This window comes from Micromonospora halophytica (genome assembly GCF_900090245.1).
In the GTDB taxonomy this organism is placed as follows: Bacteria; Actinomycetota; Actinomycetes; order Mycobacteriales; family Micromonosporaceae; genus Micromonospora; species Micromonospora halophytica.
In genome coordinates this window covers 126,748-143,182 of sequence record NZ_FMDN01000007.1, presented here as the reverse complement: position 1 = coordinate 143,182, position 16,435 = coordinate 126,748, and the positions used below count along the sequence as shown (strand labels likewise).

The following is a 16,435-nucleotide window of genomic DNA, read 5'->3' as shown; positions in this document are numbered from 1 at the left end:
GCCCGGGCGGTTGGGTCTGTCGGCGGCGCGGTGGGGTGACCCGCCGTTGGGCTGTGGTGCCGCCGCCGGCCAGTCACCGGGGTGACGCGCCGAACGCGCCGCCCAACTTGACCGCGCTCGGTCGGCCGCCTACGGTCAACCCCTAGATGTAGTAGTCACATGGGCGTAAGTCGCCTACAGGTTGGGTTCGACTACCGACCGCACTCCCGTACCGTCGACGACGGCGACGGTCACCGAAGGTGGCCCCGCCGGGTCGACGCGTGCCCGGAGTCGGGCGGCGCGGGCCCGCGGTCGATCAAGGAGGTCAGGCGATGCGGTGTCCGTACTGCCGACACGCCGACTCCCGGGTGGTCGACTCCCGCGAGGCCGACGACGGGCAGCTGATCCGCCGCCGCCGGTCCTGCCCGGAGTGCGGCAAGCGGTTCACCACCGTCGAGGAGGCGGTGCTCGCGGTGGTCAAGCGCAGCGGGGTGACCGAGCCGTTCAGCCGGACGAAGATCGTCGGCGGGGTGCGCAAGGCGTGCCAGGGCCGGCCGGTCGACGAGGACTCGATCGCGCTGCTCGCGCAGAAGGTCGAGGAGACCGTGCGGGCCAAGGGGGCGGCCGAGATCCCGAGCCACGAGGTGGGGCTGGCGATCCTGGGCCCGTTGCGGGACCTGGACGAGGTCGCCTATCTCCGCTTCGCCAGCGTCTACCGGTCCTTCGACTCGCTCGCCGACTTCGAGCGTGAGATCGAGACGCTGCGGGCCGCCGCGCGCGCCCGGGCGGCCGACGCGGTCGAGGCCGCCGGCCGTACCAGTTGAGTTTTTCGGATTTCTGACAAGTGACGATGCGCGGCGGGTGACCGCGCAGACGAGGGGGCGGATGAGATGGCGGGGGACGACGTGACAACGAGCCGGTCGCGGGCGGCCAGGAACGGCGCGGCGGTGACGGGGCTGAAGGTGCAGCGGGTCTGGACGACCGAGGGGGTGCACCCGTACGACGAGGTGGCGTGGGAGCGCCGCGACGTCGTGATGACGAACTGGCGGGACGGCTCGATCAACTTCGAGCAGCGCGGGGTGGAGTTCCCCGAGTCCTGGAGCGTCAACGCGGCCAACATCGTGACCACCAAGTACTTCCGGGGCGCGGTGGGGACCCCGGAGCGGGAGTGGTCGCTCAAGCAGCTGATCGACCGGGTGGTCACCACCTACCGCAAGGCCGGTGAGGAGCACGGCTACTTCGCCAATCCGGCGGACGCGGAGGTCTTCGCCCACGAGCTGACCTGGATGCTGCTGCACCAGGTGTTCAGCTTCAACTCGCCGGTCTGGTTCAACGTCGGCACGCCGTCGCCGCAGCAGGTCAGCGCCTGCTTCATCCTGGCTGTCGACGACTCGATGGACTCCATCCTGGACTGGTACAAAGAGGAGGGCCTGATCTTCAAGGGCGGCTCCGGCTCCGGGGTCAACCTGTCCCGGATCCGGTCCTCCCGGGAGCTGCTCTCCTCCGGCGGCAACGCCTCCGGCCCGGTCAGCTTCATGCGCGGCGCGGACGCCTCCGCCGGCACCATCAAGTCCGGCGGCGCCACCCGGCGCGCCGCGAAGATGGTCATCCTCGACGTGGACCACCCGGACATCCAGGAGTTCGTGGTCACCAAGGCGCGCGAGGAGGACAAGATCCGCGCGCTGCGCGACGCCGGCTTCGACATGGACCTCGGCGGCAACGACATCGTCAGCGTGCAGTACCAGAACGCCAACAACTCCGTCCGGGTCTCCGACGAGTTCATGACGGCGGTGGAGAACGGCGGCGGCTTCGACCTGCGCGGCCGGCTCGACGGGCAGACCATCGAGACGATCGACGCCAAGGAGCTGTTCCGCAGCATCTCCCAGGCCGCCTGGGAGTGCGCCGACCCCGGCCTGCAGTACGACGACACCATCAACGACTGGCACACCTGCCCGGAGACCGGGCGGATCACCGCGTCGAACCCGTGCTCGGAGTACCTGCACCTGGACAACTCCTCGTGCAACCTGGCCTCGCTGAACCTGATGAAGTTCCTCCGCGCCGACGGCGGCTTCGAGGTGGAGAAGTTCGTCCGGTCGGTCGAGTTCGTCATCACCGCGATGGACATCTCGATCTGCTTCGCCGACTTCCCGACCGAGAAGATCGGCGAGACCACCCGCGCCTACCGGCAGCTCGGCATCGGGTACGCCAACCTGGGCGCGCTGCTGATGGCCTCGGGCCTGCCGTACGACTCGGAGCAGGGCCGCTCGGTCGCCGCGGCGATCACCTCGCTGATGACCGGCACCGCGTACCGCCGATCGGCCGAGCTCGCCGCCATCGTCGGCGCGTACGACGGCTACGCCCGCAACGCCGAGCCGCACAAGCGGGTCATGCGTAAGCACGCCGCCGCCAACGACGCGATCAAGCCGGCCGGCACGGTCGCCACCGCCATCCAGCGGGAGGCGACGAAGCAGTGGACCGAGGGCAACAAGGTCGGTGACAAGCACGGCTGGCGCAACTCGCAGGCCAGCGTGCTCGCCCCGACCGGCACCATCGGCCTGATGATGGACTGCGACACCACCGGCGTCGAGCCGGACCTGGCGCTGGTCAAGTTCAAGAAGCTGGTCGGCGGCGGGTCGATGCAGATCGTCAACCAGACCGTGCCACGCGCCCTGCGTAGCCTCGGCTACCCCGAGGAGCAGGTCGAGGCGATCGTCGAGCACATCGCCGACCACGGCCACGTGGTGGACGCCCCCGGCCTCAAGCCGGAGCACTACCCGGTCTTCGACTGCGCCATGGGCGAGCGTTCCATCGCCCCGATGGGACACGTACGGATGATGGCGGCCGTGCAGCCGTTCATCTCCGGCGCCATCTCCAAGACGGTCAACATGCCGGAGGCGGCCACCGTCGAGGACGTCGAGAAGATCTACTTCGAGGGTTGGAAGCTCGGCCTGAAGGCGCTGGCGATCTACCGGGACAACTGCAAGGTCGGCCAGCCGCTCTCGGTGGCCAAGCCGAACAAGGCAGCTTCCTCCGCCGAGGCCCCGGCCGAGGTGGAGAAGGTGGTCGAGAAGGTCGTCGAGTACCGCCCGGTGCGCAAGCGGCTGCCGAAGAAGCGCCCGTCGCAGACGGTCAGCTTCTCCGTCGGCGGCGCCGAGGGTTACCTCACCGCGTCGTCCTACCCGGACGACGGCCTCGGCGAGGTCTTCCTCAAGATGTCGAAGCAGGGCTCCACCCTGGCCGGCGTGATGGACGCCTTCTCGGTGGCCATCTCCATCGGCCTGCAGTACGGCGTCCCGCTGGAGACGTACGTCAGCAAGTTCACCAACATGCGCTTCGAGCCGGCCGGCATGACCGACGACCCGGACGTGCGGATGGCGGCCTCGGTGATGGACTACATCTTCCGTCGCCTGGCGCTGGACTTCCTGCCGTACGAGCGCCGCGCCGAACTGGGCATCTTCACCGCCAAGGAGCGGGCCGCCCAGTTGCGGGCCGAGGCCGAGGCGGAGGCCGGGGCCGACCTGACCGCGATGGCGTCCTCGGCCCCCGTCGCGACGCCGGAGCCGAAGACCGGCCCGGTCGCCCAGCCGGCGCAGGAGGTCGCCGCCGTCGCCGCCGTCAAGCCGGCGCCGGCCGTGGGCTCCTCCACCGAACTGCTGGAGGCCGTGATCGGCAAGGCCGCCGACGCGCCGCTCTGCTTCACCTGCGGCACGAAGATGCGCCCGGCCGGTAGCTGCTACGTCTGCGAGGGCTGCGGCTCCACCAGCGGTTGCAGCTGACGTACGACGATGCGCGGCCCGGGCGGTGTGCCCGGGCCGCGCGCCATCGACCGGCACAACATGCGGGAAGTCGGGGTGTTCGAGGGCATCGGACACCCCGACTTCCCGTATCCCGGGTGGATCACCGGCGCCGGGGGTCGGCGGGTGGTCCGGCGAGGTGCGATCCTGTGGGCGTGACGGCAGCCGACATCTATCGCACCTTCGCCAGCCGGGAGGCGTCCGGCGTGTCACCGGCGTACGAGCGCCTGGCGCTGGCGGTGTCCCGCGACGCCGAACTGCTCGCGCTGATCGAGACGCTTCCGCCGGCCAAGCGGCAGCCGAACCTGCTGTTCGCGGTGGTCCGGCTGCTCGGTGGTCCGGTCGAGGACGCCGCCGCCTTCCGTGCCCACGTCCTGGCGAACTGGCCGGCGATCGAGGCGGAGGTCCTGACCAGGGCGACGCAGACGAACGAGGCCGGCCGGTGCGCCGTCCTGCTTCCGGTGCTCGCCGCGCTGCCCCAGCCGATCGCGCTGCTGGAGGTCGGCGCGTCCGCCGGCCTCTGCCTCTACCCCGACCGGTACGCGTACCGTTACGACAGCCACCTCCTGGGCGACGGTGAGCCGGTCCTCGACTGCACGCTCACCGGCAGCGCGCCCCCGACCCGCGTGCCCACCGTGGCGTGGCGGGCCGGACTGGATCTCAATCCGCTCGACGTGACCGACGCGGACGACGTCGCGTGGCTGGACGCCCTCATCTGGCCGGAGCATGCCCATCGCCGGGCACGGCTGCGGGCGGCGGCGAACGTCGTCGCGGCCGATCCGCCGCTGCTCGTCCGCGGTGACCTGGTGGACGACCTGCCGGCACTGGCCGCGCTGGCACCATCCGGTGCGACGCTTGTGGTGTTCCACACCTCGGTGCTGTACCAGGTACCGGCGCAACGGCGCGCCGCCTTCGTCGACCTGGTTCGTAGGCTGCCCGGGCACTGGATCGCGACCGAGGACCGGCGGGTGCTGCGCCACGACGGGCTGCCCGAGCCGCCGGGCGAGGGGTTCCACAACGTGCTCTCGCTGGACGGCACGCCACTCGCGTGGGTCCGCGGGCACGGGCAGGCCGTGACCTGGTTGGGTTAGCCCGCCGACGACTCGGTGACGAGCTTGTTCAGCGCGTCGGCTACCGCGTGAGGTGGGCGAGGAAGGTGGACCATGCCGGCCCGTCGAAGCGAAGGGTCGGGCCGGAAGGGTCCTTGCTGTCGCGGACTTCGATCGTCCCGACGATGTACCTGGCCTCGACGCAGGCACCGTTGCTGCCGCTCCGGGTGCTCTTACGCCACTGCGAGTCCACGGTCCGCCCCCTACTCGTTGCGCCTCGCGTCCCGGATCTCCTCGATCATCGCGGTCGAGTCCGTGGGCGACAAGGCCGCGCCGCGCAGGCTGTTGAAGATGACTGTACAGCGGCGGACATCCTCGCCCTCGGCGTAGAGGTCACCCGTGATGCCCTCGACGTAGACCACTCCTGGTCCGTTGCCGAAGTTCAGGATATGGAAGCTGGACAGCATGGACGCGTAGGCGCCTTCCCGGAACGGAATCACCTGGACTGTCACATTCCAGTGCTTGCCGGCGTCGAGCAGGGCGGCCAACTGATCGGCCATGATCTCCGCGCCGCCGATCTTCCGGTGCAGGACCGCTTCGTCCAGCACCGCTACGAGCCGCAGCTTCCCCGAGGTGATCAGCTCTTGCCGCTGCATCCGTACGGCGACGCGTCGCTCGACCGCCTCAGGCGAGGGTTCGAAGGCGTCCTCGCTTGTCATGGCCCGTGCGTAGTCCGCCGTCTGGAGCAGTCCCGGCACGACCAAGGTCTCGAAGTTGTGTACCTCCTCGGCGGCGGACTCCAAGCCGATGTACTGGCGGTACGACGACGGTAGGTCGCCGTACTTGGCCCACCAGCCTCGCTGCTTGCCGCTCTTCGCCATCGACAGCAGCGTGTCCCGCAGCCCGGCGTCGGTTACGCCGTAGCGATCCATCAGGGCATTGAGGGCGGGTCCCTTGATCCCAACACGTCCGGCCTCGATGCGCCGAAGTGTGCTCGCTGAGACTTCGATGACGTCCCGCCCGGTCTGGTCCTGGCGGCTGTGGCGGCGGGTCTGTCGATGTGGCTCGACGCTGCCCTGCCGCGCCCGCCATCGCATACCGATCCGTCGCGGCCACTGGCCGGGGGAGGACCAGGCATGACCGAGCATCAGGTGAACCAGCTCCTGGCGATCCATCGGCCCGGTCCCGACGGGCTCTGTGTCGGCTGCCGGCGGTGGTGGGCGCGGCTTTCTCCGTACCCCTGCTATCAAGCGGAATGGGCGTGCCGCCGGCAAGCCCGCGCGACCACCCTGCGTTTCCTGGGTGGCGGCTCGTGACCACCCACGGGCCGGTCCTTCCGGTGTGGACCTGCGGTGGCTGCAACGGGCCGTGGCCCTGCGCGACCCGGCGCAAGGAGTTGGCGGCGGAGTTCGACGGTGCCCCGGTCTCGCTGGCGCTCTACATGGGCTCCTACCTGGTCTCCGCCGCCGAGGACCTGACCTGGGTGCCGGCGGGGCTGTTGCACCGCCGCTTCCTGGGCTGGATCCGGTGAGCGTGATCCGGTCGGGCGGTGCCAGGTAGGGTCGCGCGGGTGAGTGTCGTCCTCTTCACCCTCGGCGGGACCATCGCGATGGCCGGGGTCGGCCCGGGGGAGAAGGCGGTGGTGACCCGGCTGACCGGGGCGGAACTGGTCGCCGCCGTACCCGGACTCGACACGGTCGGCGAGGAGTTGGACGTGCGCGACGCGCTCGCCGTGCCCAGCGCCGACCTGACGTACCGCCGGCTGCTGGACGTGGTCGACGCCGCGTCGCGGGCGGTGGCCGAGGGCGCGACCGGCGTCGTCGTCACCCAGGGCACCGACACCCTGGAGGAGACCGCCCACCTCGCCGACCTGGTCTGGCCGCACGCCGCGCCGCTGGTCTTCACCGGCGCCATGCGCAACCCCACCCTGGCCGGGGCCGACGGCCCGGCCAACCTGCTCGCGGCGGTCCGGGTCGCCGCGTCCGCCGAGGCCCGCGACCTGGGGGTGCTGGTCGTCGCCAACGACGAGATCCACGCCGCCCGCTGGGTCCGCAAGACCCACAGCACCAGTACGGCCACCTTCGCCTCCCCGAACGCCGGGCCGCTCGGCCACGTCGTGGAGGGTCGGGTACGCCTGCTCACCCGGCCGCCCCGGCACGCGCCGCTGCCGCCGGTCGACCCGGCGCGACTGGACGCCACCCGGGTAGCCCTGCACACGGTTACTTTCGACGACGACGGCTGGCTGCTCGACGGGCTGGCCGACCGCCGCCACGGCCTGGTCGTCGCCGGATACGGCGTCGGGCACGTGCCGTCCGCGCTCGCCCCGGTGCTCGGCGCGCTCACCGAACGGATGCCGGTCGTGCTGACCTCCCGCACCGGCGCCGGTCCGGTGCTGCGGCACACCTACGGCGCGGTCGGCTCGGAGACCGACCTGCAACGGCGGGGCCTGGTCAACGGCGGGCTGCTCGACCCGTACAAGGCGGTGGTGCTGCTGCGGACGCTGCTCGCCGCCGGCGCGGGACGCGACGAGGTGGCCGCCGCCTTCGCCCGGCACGGCTGACCGGCGGTGGCGCACGGGCCCGACGATGCCTCCCGGCGGCCGGCCCGGGGCGTCCAGCTCCGTAGAATCGCCGCGATGAGTGGCGTGCGACGACCCCTGGCGGACCGGCCGTTGACCGAGCCGCACCCGTCGCGGCTGCCGCCGGAGCACCCCGACCGGGCGCGGATCCTCGCCGCGCACGCCGCCGCGCTGGCCGCCGGGGAGGCTGGCTACCTCGACCCGTCCAGCGGGCTCTTCGTGCTCAGCGCCGCCTTCCTGGCCCGTCGGGGCACCTGCTGCGGCCGGGGCTGCCGGCACTGCCCGTACGTCGACGACTGACAGGTGAGGTGGTGCCGACGTCGGCCCGGCGTCACGGTGCCCGGATACCGGGGCGCAGCACCAGCGGACTACCGCTGCGGCCGAGTTGGTCGTACGGTGTCCGACGGACAACCGGCGGGCCCGCCCGCCGACGATCGCGGAGGTTCCCGTGCGTGTGCGGATCTGGCTGGGTGCCGCAGCAATCCTGCTGACCGCCGGCTGCGCCGGTGATCCCGCGCCGGTGGCCGTGCCACCCGTGGAGCCGGTGACCGTCGAGGTGGCCGCCGCCTCCTCCGGCGGGGCCTGCACGCTGCTGGACTTCGCGGTGATCGAGGAGCACACCGGCGTCCGCTTCGACGTGGCGGCGGCGAGCGACCGCAAGGACACCCGCACCTGCGTGGTACGCGCCGAGGGCGCCACCCTGCCGGAGCTGACCCTGACCGTCACCGACACCTCGATCGACGTGGCGAGCTTCCACGCCGACGTGCTGCCGAAGGGCGCGACGAAGGTGTCGAAGCTGGGCCGGGCCGCCTACCGCCGGTCGGTGGCGAAGACGGCCAAGCAGGGCCCGGCGGCCGAGGTGGGCTGGCTGGCCACCGACAAACGGCTGGCCACCCTGCGCTGGACGTGTGAGCGCGGCGCGGCGAAGGCCGACGCGGAGGAGTTGACCGGCAAGCTGGTCGACCTGGCCGGGAAGATCGACACCCGCGCTCTGTGAGGCCGGGGCGACAGGCCGACCAGCCGGGCCGACCGTCGTCAGTGCGCGGCGACGAACACCCGGGAGGCGACCTCGCGGGGCAGTCGGATCCGCTCACCGGAGCGGTCGATGGACACCCCGTCCCGCTCCTGGGCGACGGTGACCGTGGCGCCCGGGTCGATGCCGGCGGCGTGCAACTGGCGCAGCACGCCCGAGTCGGTCTGCACGCTTTCGCAGATCCGCTGGACCACGACCGGCCCGGAGAGGCCGGGGAAGGCGAGGTTGCGCTCGGCCTCGGTGGTGTCGGTGGCCGCGGGCTCGGGTGAGCCCAGCTCCTCCAGCCCCGGGATCGGGTTGCCGTACGGCGAGCGGGTCGGCCGGTTGAGCAGGTCGTAGACCCGCTTCTCGACGGCGTCGCTCATCACGTGCTCCCAGCGGCAGGCCTCCTCGTGGGCCTCCTCGTAGGGCATCCCGATGACGTTGACCAGCAGCAGTTCGGCGAGGCGGTGCTTGCGCATCACGGAGACGGCGCTGCTGCGGCCCAGCGGGGTCAGCGCCAGGTGCCGGTCGCCCTCGACGGTGAGCAGGCCGTCGCGCTCCATCCGGGCGACGGTCTGGCTGACGGTGGGCCCGCTCTGGCGCAGCCGCTCGGCGATCCGGGCGCGCAGCGGCGGCACCCCCTCCTCCTCCAGTTCGAGGATGGTGCGAAGGTACATCTCGGTCGTATCGACAAGATCATGTCGGGCCATCGTTACCACCTCTCCTCGGAGGTGACTTCGCCCTCAATCGTGTCGATCAGATCGTGTTTCACGGTCAGCGGCCCTCCGGTGCACGATGCTACCCCGGCCGTCCGACGGACCGTCGGTGCCGAACCGCGAGGTCGCTGCCCGGATGGTGTTGACTGGACGCCATGTCCGGAACCGAGACGCCGCTGATCGAGGTCGGACAGCTCGCCGCCGAGCTGTCCCGGCCCGAGCCGCCCACCCTGCTCGACGTGCGCTGGCGACTCGCCGGCCCACCCGGGCGCGACGACTACGCCGCCGGTCACCTGCCCGGCGCGGTCTTCGTCGACCTGGACACCGCGCTCTGCGGCCCGCCCGGCGCGGCCGGCCGGCACCCGCTGCCCGACCCGGCCGCCCTGCAGGCCGCGCTGCGGGCCGCCGGCGTCCGCGCCGGTCACCCCGTCGTCGTGTACGACGGCGGCGACGGCATGGCAGCGGCCCGCGCCTGGTGGACCCTGCGCTGGGCCGGCCACCGGGAGGTACGCCTGCTGCACGGGGGCTGGCCGGCCTGGCTCGCCGCCGGTCTGCCCACCTCCACCGACGCGCCGGCCCCCACCCCGGGGGACGTGACCGTCCGCCCGGGCGTGCTGCCGGTGCTGGACACCGCCGCCGCGGCGGCCCTGGCGGCCGCCGACGAGGGGGTCCTGCTGGACGTGCGGGCCGCGCCCCGCTACCGGGGCGAGACCGAGCCGATCGACCCGGTCGCCGGGCACGTACCCGGCGCGGTGAACCTCCCCGCGCCGCAGTACGTCACCGATGGGCGCTTCCCGTCCGCCGAGGCGCTGCGCGAACGTTTCGCCGCCGCCGGCGTGACCGGGGACGCGCCGGTCGGGGCGTACTGCGGGTCCGGGGTGACCGCCGCGCAGGCGGTGCTCGCCCTGCACCTCGCCGGCCGGCCGGACGCCGCGCTCTACGTCGGGTCGTGGAGCGAGTGGGTGGCCGACCCGGCCCGCCCGGTGGCGAAGGGCCGGACGCCACGGCCGTGAGCAGCGCGTGCCGTCGGCGGCCGACGACGCTCGTGCGACGATGACCTCATGTCGGACGACACGGTGGTGGTGTGGGACGAGTCCCTGCTCGCCTACGACATGGGTGAGCACCCGCTGGATCCGGTCCGGGTCGAGCTGACCGTCGCGCTGGCCCGGGAACTGGGCGTCCTCGACCGGCCGGGGGTCCGGCTGGTCGAGCCCGAGCCGGCCGGCGACGCGCTGCTCACCCGGGTGCACCTGCCCGACTACCTGGACGCGGTCCGGGTCGCCCCGCACGACCCGCTCTTCGCCGGGTACGGGCTGGGCACCTCGGACAATCCGGTCTTCCCCGGGATGCACGAGTCCAGCGCGCTGGTCACCGGGGCCAGCGTGGCCGCCGCCGAGGCGGTCTGGCGGGGCGAGGCCCGCCGCGCGGTCAACGTCGCCGGTGGGCTGCACCACGCCATGCCCGACCGGGCCGCCGGGTTCTGCGTCTACAACGACCCGGCCGTGGCCATCGCCCGGCTGCTCGACCTCGGCGCGGAGCGGGTCGCGTACGTGGACGTGGACGTGCACCACGGCGACGGCGTGCAGGAGATCTTCTACCGCGACCCCCGGGTGCTCACGGTCAGCGTGCACGAGACCCCGCTCGCGCTCTTCCCCGGCACCGGTTTCCCCGACGAGACCGGCGGCCCCGGCGCCGAGGGCACCGCGGTCAACCTGCCCCTGCCGCCCGGCGTCGGCGACGCCGGCTGGCAGCGCGCCTTCCACGCGGTCGTGCCCTCGGTGCTGCGGGCGTTCCGGCCGCAGATCCTCGTCACCCAGTGCGGGGCAGACGGGCACCGCCTCGACCCGCTGGCCGACCTGCACCTCTCCGTGGACGGGCAGCGCGCCACCTACCTGGCGCTGCGGGCGCTCGCCGACGAACTCTGCGAGGGCCGGTGGGTGGCCACCGGTGGCGGCGGGTACGCCCTGGCCGAGGTGGTGCCCCGGGCCTGGACGCACCTGCTCGCCGTGGCCACCGGCGCGCCGGTCGAGCCGGCCACGCTCACCCCGCCGGGCTGGCGCGAGCTGGCGGCGCGGCGGCTGCCCGGCAGCCGGATCCCGCTGCGGATGACCGACGACGTCGACCCGTCGTACGAGCCGTGGCAGCCGACCGGCGAGCCGAACTCGGTGGACCGGGCCATCGCGGCCACCCGCAAGGCGGTCTTCCCGCTGCTCGGGCTCGATCCGCACGACCCGCGCGACTGAGCCGGGACCTGGGAGGAGACCGACCGGTGACCACCACTGTGGACCAACCGGTGGACGTGCTGCTCAGCGACGGGACCACCGTCCAGCTGCGCCCGATCCGCCCGGACGACGCCGCGGAGATCGTGGCGATGCACTCGCGTTTCTCCGAGCGCACCCGCTACCTGCGCTACTTCTCGCCGTACCCGCGAATCCCGGAGCGGGACCTGCAACGCTTCGTCAACGTCGACCACCGCGACCGGGAGGCGTTCGTGGTGCTCGCCGGCGGCCGGATCGTCGCCGTCGGCCGGTACGAGCGGCTCGGCCCGCAGGCGCCGGAGGCGGAGGTCGCGTTCGTCGTCGAGGACGCCCACCAGGGCCGGGGGATCGGCTCGGTGCTGCTGGAACACCTCGCCGCCGCGGCCAGCCGCTACGGCATCGTCCACTTCGTCGCCGAGGTGCTGCCGGCCAACGGCGCGATGCTGCGGGTCTTCGCCGACTTCGGCTACCAGGTCCAGCGCCAGTACGCCGACGGCGTGGTGCACCTGACCTTCCCGATCGCCCCCACCGAGGCGACCCTGGAGGTGCAGCGCGGCCGGGAGCACCGCACCGAGGCGCGTTCGATCGCCCGGCTGCTCGCCCCGCGCGGCATCGCCGTCTACGGGGCCAGCGCCACCGGGCAGGGGGTCGGCGCCGCCGTCCTCGGTCACCTGCGTGACGGCGGCTACACCGGCGCGATCGTCCCGGTGCACCCGAACGCGGCCACCGTGGCCGGGCTGCCCGCGTACCCCTCGGCGGCCGACGCCGGGCGCGAGATCGACCTGGCGGTCGTCGCGGTGTCCCCGGAGGTGGCGCCCACGGTGGTCGCCGACGCGGCCGCCGCCGGGGTGCACGGCCTGGTGGTCATCTCCGCCGGCTTCGCCGAGGCCGGCGCCGACGGCGCGGCGGCGCAGCGGGCGCTGGTGCGGGCCGCGCACGCCGCCGGCATGCGGGTCGTCGGCCCGAACTGCCTGGGCGTGGCCAACACCGACGAGAAGGTACGCCTCAACGCCACCCTCGCCCCGGCGCTGCCCGCGCCCGGCCGGGTCGGCCTGTTCAGCCAGTCCGGCGTGTTCGGGGTGGCGCTGCTCGCCGAGGCGCACCGGCGGGGGCTGGGCCTGTCCAGCTTCGTCTCCGCCGGCAACCGGGCCGACGTCTCCGGCAACGACCTGCTGCAGTACTGGCAGGACGACCCGGGCACCGACGTGATCCTGCTCTACCTGGAGACCTTCGGCAATCCGCGCAAGTTCGCCCGGCTGGCCCGGCGGATCGGCCGGGACAAGCCGGTGGTGGCGCTCGCCTCGCTGGCCCGCCCGGTCGGCCTCGGCGACGGGCCCGCCCTGGACGAGGCCGCGGTGAGCGCGCTCTTCGCCCAGTCCGGGGTGATCCGGGTGGACACCGTCGCCGAACTGCTCGACATCGGTGTGCTCCTGGCCCACCAGCCACTGCCCGCCGGCCCCCGGGTCGCCGTGGTGGGCAACTCCTCGGCGCTGACCGGGCTCGCCGCCACCGCCTGCGCCACCCAGGGGCTCGTCCTCGCCGACGGGTACCCGCGCAACGTCGGCCCGCACGCCGGCGCGGCCGAGTTCACCACGGCGCTCGCCGAGGCGACCGCCGACGAGGGCGTCGACGCCCTGGTCGCCGTCTTCGCTCCGCCGCTGCCGGGGCAGCTCACCGCCGAGGAGGCGGACTTCACCGCCGCGCTGCCGACCGCGCTCGCCGCCGGCAAGCCCACCGTGGCGACGTTCCTCGCCGGCCGGGTGCCCGCCGGGGTGCCGGCGTACCCGAGTGTCGAGGAGGCGGTCCGGGCCCTGGGCCGGGTCGCCACGTACGCCGGCTGGCTGCGCCGCGACCCGGGGGCGCTGCCCGAGCTGTCCCGGGTGGACCCGGACGCCGGGCAGGCCGCGCTGCGCGCCGACCCGTCCGACCCCGCCAGGCTGCTCGCCGCGTACGGGATCGACCTGGTCGGGTCGGCCCCGGCGGTGACGGCCGACGAGGCGGTCGCCGCCGCGCAGCGGCTGGGTTGGCCGGTCGCGCTCAAGGCCGCCGCCCCCGGCCTGCGGCACCGCCTCGACCTCGGCGCGGTCCGCCTCGACCTCGCCGAGGAGGGCGCGCTGCGGCGCGCGTACGCCGAGATGGCCCCGGTCTTCGGCCCGGAGGTCCTGGTCCAGCCGATGGTCCCGCCCGGCGTGGCCTGCGTGGTCGAGCTGATGGAGGACCCGGCGTTCGGTCCGGTGGTCGGCTTCGGCCTGGGCGGCGTCGCCACCGAGCTGCTCGGCGACCGGGCCTGGCGGGCGGTGCCGCTGACCGACCGGGACGCCGCCGAGCTGGTCGACGAGCCACGGGCCGCGCCGCTGCTGCGCGGGCACCGGGGTGCCGCCCCGGTCGACCGGGCCGCCCTGGCCGACCTGCTGCTGCGGGTCGGGCGGCTCGCCGACGAGCAGCCCCGGGTCCGCTCGCTGACCCTCAACCCGGTGCTGGCCCGGCCGGACGGCATCTCGGTGCTGCACGCCACCGTTCGGGTCGGTACGGCCGGCGCCCGCCCGGACACCGGCCCCCGTCGACTCTGATCGTCGCTCAGGCCCGGTCGGAGATCTGCTGCACGCTCCAGGCGTTGCCGTCCGGGTCGGTGAAGAAGACGAAGCCGACGTTGTCCAGCGGGTGCGGGACCGGGCGCGGGTTCTTCCCGACCACCTGGATCTCGCTGACCTCGACGCCCCGCTCGACCAGCTCCGCCCGGGCCTTCCCCAGATCGGGGACGACCAGTTGCAGGCCCTTGAGCGAGCCCGGGGGCATGTCCGGCACGGCACCCCGGCCGATCACGATGGAGCACCCCGATCCGCGGGGAGTGAGCTGCACGATCCGTACGTCGTCACCGATCCGGGTGTCGTGGTCGACGGCGAAGCCGAGCTGGTCGGCGTAGAAGGCCTTGGCCCGGTCGATGTCGCTGACCGGCACGACGACCACTTCGAGGGTCCAGTTCATGTCTCTCCCGTTGTCGTGGATGTGGTGAGCAGCTCGGTGAGCCGCGTGAAGCTCTCGGAGACGCCACGCGCCATCGGATACCGCAGCACCCGGTCGCGGCCCTGTGCGGTCGCGTACCGCAGGGCGGTGGTCACCGTCGTCCGCCCGGCCACCTCGGTGAAAACGTGACGGACCAGGGTCTCGCCGGGGTAGGACTGGTCGTCGAAGACCTCGGTGCCGACCAGCAGCAGGGGCGGGTCGATCTCCAGGTAGACGCCGCTCTGGCCCATCAGCGCGCCGTCCGGGCCTTCGGAGACGAAACGCCAGCGTCCACCCACCCGCAGGTCCACCTCGCACCCGACCAGCCGCCAGCCGCGCGCGCCGTACCAGCGGACCAGCAGCTCCGGCCGGGTGAACGCGGCGAAGACCAGGTCAGCCGGGGCGTCGAAGATCCGGCTGAGCACGATCTCCCGGTCACCCGGGGCGTGCACCACGAGGGATTCGTCCGCGCCCGTCACCCGGGACGCCCGTCCGGGCTGCGGGGCGTGGCGCCGTCCTGCCCAGCCGACGGACCAGGATCAGCGTCGTCGGGGCCGCCTCCGGTTTGGAGGTCGTCGAGCAGGGCGTCGAGGCGTTGGTAGCTCTCCGCCCAGTAGTCGCGGTAGTCGGCGAGCCAGGCGACAGCATCGCGCAGCGGTCGCGCCTGAAGTCGGCACGGCCGTCGCTGGGCGTCCCGGCCCCGGGAGACGAGGCCGGCGCGTTCGAGCACCTTGAGGTGTTTGGAGATCGCCGGCTGGCTCATCCGGAACGGGGCGGCCAGCTCGGTGACGGTGGCCTCCCCGGCGGCCAGGCGGGCCAGGATCGCCCGGCGGGTCGGGTCGGCCAGCGCGGCGAACGTCGCGTCGAGCGGCTCGGTCGGCACTCGTAACCTCCTGGTTTGATAACCAGAAGGTTATGTAACCCGGGTCGGGGTGCCAGGTCAAGCAGGCACGCGAAAGCGCCCCGGCGAACCGCCGGGGCGCTTCGGATCACGGAACCCTCAGCAGGCGTACGCCTCCAGCCGCTGCGCCCGCTCCGGGGCACGCAGCTTCAGCAGCGTCACCTTCTCGATCTGCCGGATCCGCTCCCGGGACAGACCGAACTCCTTGCCCACCTCGTCCAGGGTGCGCTGCCGGCCGTCGTCCAGGCCGAACCGGAGCCGGATCACGGCCTGCTCCCGCTGGGAGAGGGTGGCCAGCACGATCCGCACCTCGTTGCGCAGCTCGCCGTTGGTGGCGGCCTCGCCCGGCTCGGTGCGCGGGTCCACCGCGGCGACGAAGTCGCCGAGCGCGCTCTCGCCGTCCTCGCCGACGGCCTGGTCCAGGCTGACCGGCTCCCGGTCGTACGAGATCAGCTCGATCACCTGGAACTCGGGGATCTCCAACGCCCGAGCCACCTCGGCGACGGTGGGCTCCCGGCCCAGCGTGACCGACAGCTCACGGCGTACCCGGACCATCCGGTTGACCTGCTCGACCATGTGCACCGGGATGCGGATGGTGCGGGCCTGGTCGGCCATGGCCCGGGTGATCGCCTGGCGGATCCACCAGGTGGCGTACGTGGAGAACTTGTAGCCCTTGGCGTAGTCGAACTTCTCCACCGCGCGGATGAGGCCGAGGTTGCCCTCCTGGATCAGGTCCAGGAACGCCATCCCGCGTCCGGTGTAGCGCTTGGCGATGCTCACCACCAGCCGCAGGTTCGCCTCCAGCAGGTGGTCCTTGGCGGCGCGGCCCTGCGCGACGATCAGCTCCAGGTCGGTCCGCAGCTCGGTGGAGACCGGGGTGCACGTGGACAGCTTCTCCTCGGCGAACAGCCCCGCCTCGATCCGCTTGGCCAGCTCCACCTCCTGCGCCGCGGTGAGCAGCTTGGTCCGGCCGATACCGTTGAGGTACGCCCGGACCAGGTCGGTGGAGACGCCGCGCTCGTCGGTGGCGTCGAGGTCGGTGAGGGACTCCGTGCCGTGTCCGGCGTCGATGGTGGCGGCCGGGCGCGTCTGGTGTTCGATCATCTGCAGGGCCATCTCTATCTCTCCCCGTGTCCGCTTCT

Annotated in this window: 17 protein-coding genes; 10 read left to right on the top strand and 7 right to left on the bottom strand. The window is 73.1% G+C overall.

Annotation, left to right across the window (positions count from 1 at the left end):
• Positions 1-311: 311 nt before the first annotated feature.
• The 3 genes from nrdR (at position 312) to GA0070560_RS12830 (ending at position 4,864) form a co-directional block, all read left to right on the top strand.
• On the top strand, positions 312-803 hold the full coding sequence (gene nrdR, locus GA0070560_RS12840) for a transcriptional regulator NrdR (protein WP_088978034.1): 492 nt from the start codon (positions 312-314) through the stop codon (positions 801-803).
• A 66-nt stretch (positions 804-869) separates the two neighbouring features.
• Positions 870-3,755, top strand: coding sequence for a vitamin B12-dependent ribonucleotide reductase (locus tag GA0070560_RS12835; protein ID WP_091295416.1), 2,886 nt, complete (start codon positions 870-872; stop codon positions 3,753-3,755).
• A gap of 167 nt (positions 3,756-3,922) precedes the next feature.
• Positions 3,923-4,864 carry a DUF2332 domain-containing protein gene (locus tag GA0070560_RS12830; protein WP_245675494.1) on the top strand — a complete coding sequence of 314 codons (942 nt, stop codon included), beginning with the start codon at positions 3,923-3,925 and terminating at the stop codon, positions 4,862-4,864.
• 40 nt (positions 4,865-4,904) lie between these two features.
• On the opposite strand, the gene GA0070560_RS12825 is transcribed toward GA0070560_RS12830, so the two are convergent.
• Together GA0070560_RS12825 and GA0070560_RS12820 are read right to left on the bottom strand one after the other, a co-directional pair.
• Positions 4,905-5,075: a DUF397 domain-containing protein gene (locus GA0070560_RS12825; protein WP_091295414.1), complete on the bottom strand. Its 171-nt coding sequence runs from the start codon at positions 5,073-5,075 to the stop codon at positions 4,905-4,907.
• A 10-nt stretch (positions 5,076-5,085) separates the two neighbouring features.
• A complete protein-coding gene (locus GA0070560_RS12820) occupies positions 5,086-5,997 on the bottom strand; it encodes a DUF5753 domain-containing protein (RefSeq protein WP_170839382.1) in 912 nt (303 codons plus the stop codon).
• A 137-nt stretch (positions 5,998-6,134) separates the two neighbouring features.
• Between GA0070560_RS12820 and GA0070560_RS12815 the strand changes: the two genes are divergently transcribed.
• The 4 genes from GA0070560_RS12815 to GA0070560_RS12800 all read left to right on the top strand — a co-directional run bounded on the left by GA0070560_RS12815 (position 6,135) and on the right by GA0070560_RS12800 (position 8,397).
• The gene (locus GA0070560_RS12815) at positions 6,135-6,353 is read left to right on the top strand and encodes a hypothetical protein (RefSeq protein ID WP_091295406.1); all 219 of its coding nucleotides are present in this window, start codon (positions 6,135-6,137) and stop codon (positions 6,351-6,353) included.
• 39 nt (positions 6,354-6,392) lie between these two features.
• Positions 6,393-7,382 carry an asparaginase gene (locus tag GA0070560_RS12810; protein WP_091295403.1) on the top strand — a complete coding sequence of 330 codons (990 nt, stop codon included), beginning with the start codon at positions 6,393-6,395 and terminating at the stop codon, positions 7,380-7,382.
• A gap of 75 nt (positions 7,383-7,457) precedes the next feature.
• Positions 7,458-7,700: a DUF5522 domain-containing protein gene (locus tag GA0070560_RS12805; RefSeq protein WP_091295771.1), complete on the top strand. Its 243-nt coding sequence runs from the start codon at positions 7,458-7,460 to the stop codon at positions 7,698-7,700.
• A gap of 148 nt (positions 7,701-7,848) precedes the next feature.
• On the top strand, positions 7,849-8,397 hold the full coding sequence (locus GA0070560_RS12800) for a hypothetical protein (protein ID WP_091295401.1): 549 nt from the start codon (positions 7,849-7,851) through the stop codon (positions 8,395-8,397).
• Positions 8,398-8,435: 38 nt separating this feature from the next.
• Here GA0070560_RS12800 and GA0070560_RS12795 read toward each other — a convergent pair whose 3' ends face one another.
• Positions 8,436-9,125 carry an iron-dependent transcriptional repressor DtxR gene (locus GA0070560_RS12795; protein ID WP_425412640.1) on the bottom strand — a complete coding sequence of 230 codons (690 nt, stop codon included), beginning with the start codon at positions 9,123-9,125 and terminating at the stop codon, positions 8,436-8,438.
• Positions 9,126-9,286: 161 nt separating this feature from the next.
• Here GA0070560_RS12795 and GA0070560_RS12790 point away from each other — a divergent pair, with 161 nt between their 5' ends.
• The 3 genes from GA0070560_RS12790 to GA0070560_RS12780 are packed head-to-tail and all read left to right on the top strand — an operon-like array spanning position 9,287 to position 13,959.
• The gene (locus GA0070560_RS12790) at positions 9,287-10,144 is read left to right on the top strand and encodes a sulfurtransferase (RefSeq protein ID WP_091295394.1); all 858 of its coding nucleotides are present in this window, start codon (positions 9,287-9,289) and stop codon (positions 10,142-10,144) included.
• A gap of 48 nt (positions 10,145-10,192) precedes the next feature.
• On the top strand, positions 10,193-11,374 hold the full coding sequence (locus GA0070560_RS12785) for an acetoin utilization protein AcuC (protein ID WP_091295391.1): 1,182 nt from the start codon (positions 10,193-10,195) through the stop codon (positions 11,372-11,374).
• 26 nt (positions 11,375-11,400) lie between these two features.
• Positions 11,401-13,959: a bifunctional acetate--CoA ligase family protein/GNAT family N-acetyltransferase gene (locus tag GA0070560_RS12780; RefSeq protein WP_091295388.1), complete on the top strand. Its 2,559-nt coding sequence runs from the start codon at positions 11,401-11,403 to the stop codon at positions 13,957-13,959.
• Positions 13,960-13,966: 7 nt separating this feature from the next.
• Here the strand turns inward: GA0070560_RS12780 and GA0070560_RS12775 are convergent, their stop codons facing one another.
• From GA0070560_RS12775 to sigB, 4 genes are all read right to left on the bottom strand, one after another.
• Positions 13,967-14,374 (bottom strand): VOC family protein, encoded by a 408-nt coding sequence (locus GA0070560_RS12775; protein WP_091295386.1) that lies wholly within the window; start codon positions 14,372-14,374, stop codon positions 13,967-13,969.
• Positions 14,371-14,871, bottom strand: a complete 501-nt coding sequence (locus tag GA0070560_RS12770; protein ID WP_245675493.1) for an SRPBCC domain-containing protein — start codon at positions 14,869-14,871, stop codon at positions 14,371-14,373. Before GA0070560_RS12770 ends, GA0070560_RS12775 begins: the two co-directional genes overlap by 4 nt.
• Complete coding sequence (locus tag GA0070560_RS12765) at positions 14,868-15,275, bottom strand: ArsR/SmtB family transcription factor (RefSeq protein ID WP_091295383.1); 408 nt, start codon at positions 15,273-15,275, stop codon at positions 14,868-14,870. Before GA0070560_RS12765 ends, GA0070560_RS12770 begins: the two co-directional genes overlap by 4 nt.
• Before the next feature lie 117 nt (positions 15,276-15,392).
• On the bottom strand, positions 15,393-16,409 hold the full coding sequence (gene sigB / locus GA0070560_RS12760) for an RNA polymerase sigma factor SigB (RefSeq protein WP_425412639.1): 1,017 nt from the start codon (positions 16,407-16,409) through the stop codon (positions 15,393-15,395).
• Positions 16,410-16,435 lie beyond the last annotated feature (26 nt).

What these genes read in the sequence shown, in the direction of transcription:
- nrdR (WP_088978034.1), top strand. Translation starts at nt 312, where the DNA reads ATGCGGTGTCCGTACTGCCGACACGCCGACTCCCGGGTGGTCGACTCC.
- GA0070560_RS12835 (WP_091295416.1), top strand. Translation starts at nt 870, where the DNA reads ATGGCGGGGGACGACGTGACAACGAGCCGGTCGCGGGCGGCCAGGAAC.
- GA0070560_RS12820 (WP_170839382.1), bottom strand. Translation starts at nt 5,997, where the DNA reads ATGGATCGCCAGGAGCTGGTTCACCTGATGCTCGGTCATGCCTGGTCC.
- GA0070560_RS12805 (WP_091295771.1), top strand. Translation starts at nt 7,458, where the DNA reads ATGAGTGGCGTGCGACGACCCCTGGCGGACCGGCCGTTGACCGAGCCG.
- GA0070560_RS12795 (WP_425412640.1), bottom strand. Translation starts at nt 9,125, where the DNA reads ATGGCCCGACATGATCTTGTCGATACGACCGAGATGTACCTTCGCACC.
- GA0070560_RS12790 (WP_091295394.1), top strand. Translation starts at nt 9,287, where the DNA reads ATGTCCGGAACCGAGACGCCGCTGATCGAGGTCGGACAGCTCGCCGCC.
- GA0070560_RS12785 (WP_091295391.1), top strand. Translation starts at nt 10,193, where the DNA reads ATGTCGGACGACACGGTGGTGGTGTGGGACGAGTCCCTGCTCGCCTAC.
- GA0070560_RS12775 (WP_091295386.1), bottom strand. Translation starts at nt 14,374, where the DNA reads ATGAACTGGACCCTCGAAGTGGTCGTCGTGCCGGTCAGCGACATCGAC.
- sigB (WP_425412639.1), bottom strand. Translation starts at nt 16,409, where the DNA reads ATGGCCCTGCAGATGATCGAACACCAGACGCGCCCGGCCGCCACCATC.